The organism is Actinoplanes sp. NPDC048791 (assembly GCF_040650095.1).
In the GTDB taxonomy this organism is placed as follows: Bacteria; Actinomycetota; Actinomycetes; order Mycobacteriales; family Micromonosporaceae; genus Actinoplanes.
Window position 1 is genome coordinate 1 of record NZ_JBEZGQ010001030.1, and the last position, 2890, is coordinate 2890.

Sequence of the window (2890 nt, forward strand, 5' to 3'; positions counted from 1 at the left end):
GCTACGCAGCTCCTGCGCCGCGTCGGCGACGAACCGGCGCTGCCGTTCGGCCGCGTCGGTGATCCGGTCGAGGGTTTCGTTCATGGTGACGGCCAGCCGGGCGAGCTCGTCGCCGGTGCGCGGCTGGGGCACCCGGCTGCTCATGTCCGCGGCGGTGATGCGGGCCAGCTCGGCGCGCATCCGCTCGACCGGGCGCAGCGCGCGTCCGGCCGCCCACCAGGCCACCAGGGCGACGAACAGAACGGCGGCGGGCAGACCACGTCGGAGCCAATGGTCGACCGGGGCCACGGCGGCCTCCGCGACGAGCGGTGAGACGAGGACGTAGACGGTCGCGCCCGAAGGGCTGACGTTGCAGGTCACCAGGGTGACCTCGCGACCGTCGAGCTGCCCCGGTGCGCCGCTGCGGGCCGGTCGCAGGTGAACGTCGAGGCGGCCGAAGAACTCCTCGTCCTCCTGCGGTGGGACGGCCGGCAAGGACAGACCGCCGTCCCGCACGTAAGCGGCCAGTTGGTTCTGGGCCAGCAGCACTTTGCCGTGGATGTCGACCACCGCAAAGCTGAGCTCCGTGCCGTAGTACGGGAACTCGTACCACTTGTCGTATGAACAACGCGCAGCATCGGCAACGCAGTCCACCGCCAGGGTGCCCCCGTCCGCGTTGATTCCGGCCGCGGGCGTCTGGTAGGTCGAGGCGATGGCGCGGGCCTGTGACTGCGCGGTCGCGACGGACCCGGCCACACTGTTCGCGTGGATCACCTGGCGCAGCCAGAGCGCTCCACCGCCGAGGCACAAGGCGGCCGCCAGCGCCGCCGCGGCCGCTGCCCGGACCCGTACCGGCAGCTGCGGCCTAGGCATTCGCGTCGACCAGCCGGTAGCCGGCGCCGCGGATCGTCTCGATGCTCAGCAGGCCGAACGGCACGTCGATACTGCGACGCAGGGCCCGGATGTAGACCTCGACGATGTTCAGGTCGCCGTCGTAGGCCGCGTCCCAGACCTCGTCCAGAATCTCCGCCTTGCTCACCACCGTGTTCGCCCGGCGCGCCAGGCAGGCCAGGACCGAGAACTGTTTGGCGGTCAACGTGATCGGCGTCGACCCGCGTGAGCAGACCCGCCGCGCCTGGTCGACGACCAGATCACCGACTTTCAGCAGCGCCGGCCGGGGCTCACCACCCCGGCGCAGCAGGGCTCGCACGCGGGCCAGCAGGACGACGTACGAGAAAGGCTTCGTCAGATAGTCGTCCGCCCCGGTGTCCAGGGCCTCCGCTTCGTCGTACTCGCCGTCCTTGGCGGTCAGGACCAGCACCGGCGTATTCACTCCCAGCTCCCGGAGCCGAGCGCATACCTGATAACCGTTCCGCTGCGGCAGCATCAGATCCAGGATGACCGCTTGATAGCCCTCGCTCGAGGCGAGTTCGAGCCCGAGGTTCCCGTCGTGAGCCACATCGACGGTGTAACCCTCCGCAGTCAGGCCGCGACGCAACGACTCGGCCAGTTCCCGCTCGTCTTCCACAATCAGCAGCCGCACCGAACCATCCTGCCAGCCCGAACCTGAAATCGATTTCAGCTGCGGGTGAAGAGCACGACCCCGCCATCGGAGGCCACCTTCCGGTAGCCCGGCACGGCGTCCTGAGCGTCGAGGACGGCCAGCCACTCGGGCTGGACCACGGCGTTCGGGTAGAAGGGGAACAGGTAGACCTCGCAGCGGGCGGTGAGCTGCGGCGCCCCGGCCCCGGCCGACACCAGCCGGCCCACCGAACGGGTGCCGTCCGCGGCGACCCGCACCCGCTGCGCGCCCGCACCCCGGGTGAGCTCGTCGGCGATCAGCACGGCCACATCGGCGGGGTCACGATCCCCGCGCTCGCACTCGATGGCGATGGCGGACGCCGCCGGCCGGTCCCGGCCCACCGCGCCGACCAGCCCGACCAGGCCGCCCAGCCAGGCACCCGCCCGGCCGCTGACGGTGTCCGCGACGGTCACGAAGATCCCGCGGTCCTTGCCGTTACGGGCCAGCCACAGGGCGGTGAGCTGGGCCTCGAGCGCCGCGTCGGGGGAGGCCGGGCGGGCCATACCGCCCAGGAAGATGACGCCGCCCAGGCCGGGGTGGGTGGCCACCTCGGCGGCCAGTCCGCGGGCGGTCAGCTCGGCGGCCACCGCGGTGGCGAGGCCGCTGCCGCCGTCGACCACGTGGACGGGGCCGGCGTGCAGGCCGGGCGGGGCGAGGCCGCCGAGCGGGGTCTGGGCCCAGGACATGGTCAGGCGGATCACGTCGATCTCCTGTGGGCCGGCGTGGGCGAGGCCGGCCGGGCCGGTGTGGGTGAAGCCGGTCGGCTCGACCTCAGTGAAGCCAATCGGCTCGGCCTGAGTGAAGCCGGCCGGACCGGTCGGGGCGAAGCCGGTCGGCTCGGCCTGGGTGAGGGCGGCCGGGTCGGCCGGGGCGGCACCGAAGTCGAAGCCGGCGAGGCCCGGGAAAGTGGGCTCGACGAAGCCGGTATCGGTCGGGTCGGGATCCACCGCGGCGAGATCCACCGCGGCGGGATCCATCGCGTCGGGTTCGGTGGCTTCGCCGGGGACGGCGGTGTCCGCGGTGGTTGTCCGGTCGGGCGCAGAGGCCCTGGTGGCCTCGGCGGGGTCGGTCGCCGGGGCCGTCTCACCGGGATCCGGCGTGACGGTGTCGGTGGCTGTTCCCTGACGGTCCGGCTGAGCGGGGACTGAGGTGGGCGACGTTGCGGGGCTCTGCGGCTCGGCCGGCACCCCGGCCCGGCGTTCCGTACCGGGGGACGGCGGAACCGGCCCGGCGCGGTGGTCCGCATCGGCAGCTGGACGCAGCGACCCGGTCCGGTGCTCTGCGTCAGCAGCCGGCGGCCGCGGTCCGGCCCGGTACTCGGCGCCCGTG

At 72.9% G+C, this 2890-nt stretch carries 3 protein-coding genes; all 3 read right to left on the minus strand.

What is annotated here, in order from left to right; all coding sequences use genetic code 11:
• The coding region (locus AB0C29_RS41610) for a HAMP domain-containing protein (RefSeq protein ID WP_360832822.1) at positions 1-852 on the minus strand (852 nt) is incomplete at its 3' end.
• Complete coding sequence (locus tag AB0C29_RS41615) at positions 845-1522, minus strand: response regulator transcription factor (RefSeq protein ID WP_360832825.1); 678 nt, start codon at positions 1520-1522, stop codon at positions 845-847. The genes AB0C29_RS41615 and AB0C29_RS41610, both read right to left, overlap by 8 nt.
• Before the next feature lie 35 nt (positions 1523-1557).
• Positions 1558-2890 (minus strand): hypothetical protein (locus tag AB0C29_RS41620; RefSeq protein ID WP_360832828.1); only part of this gene is annotated, 1333 nt, incomplete at its 5' end.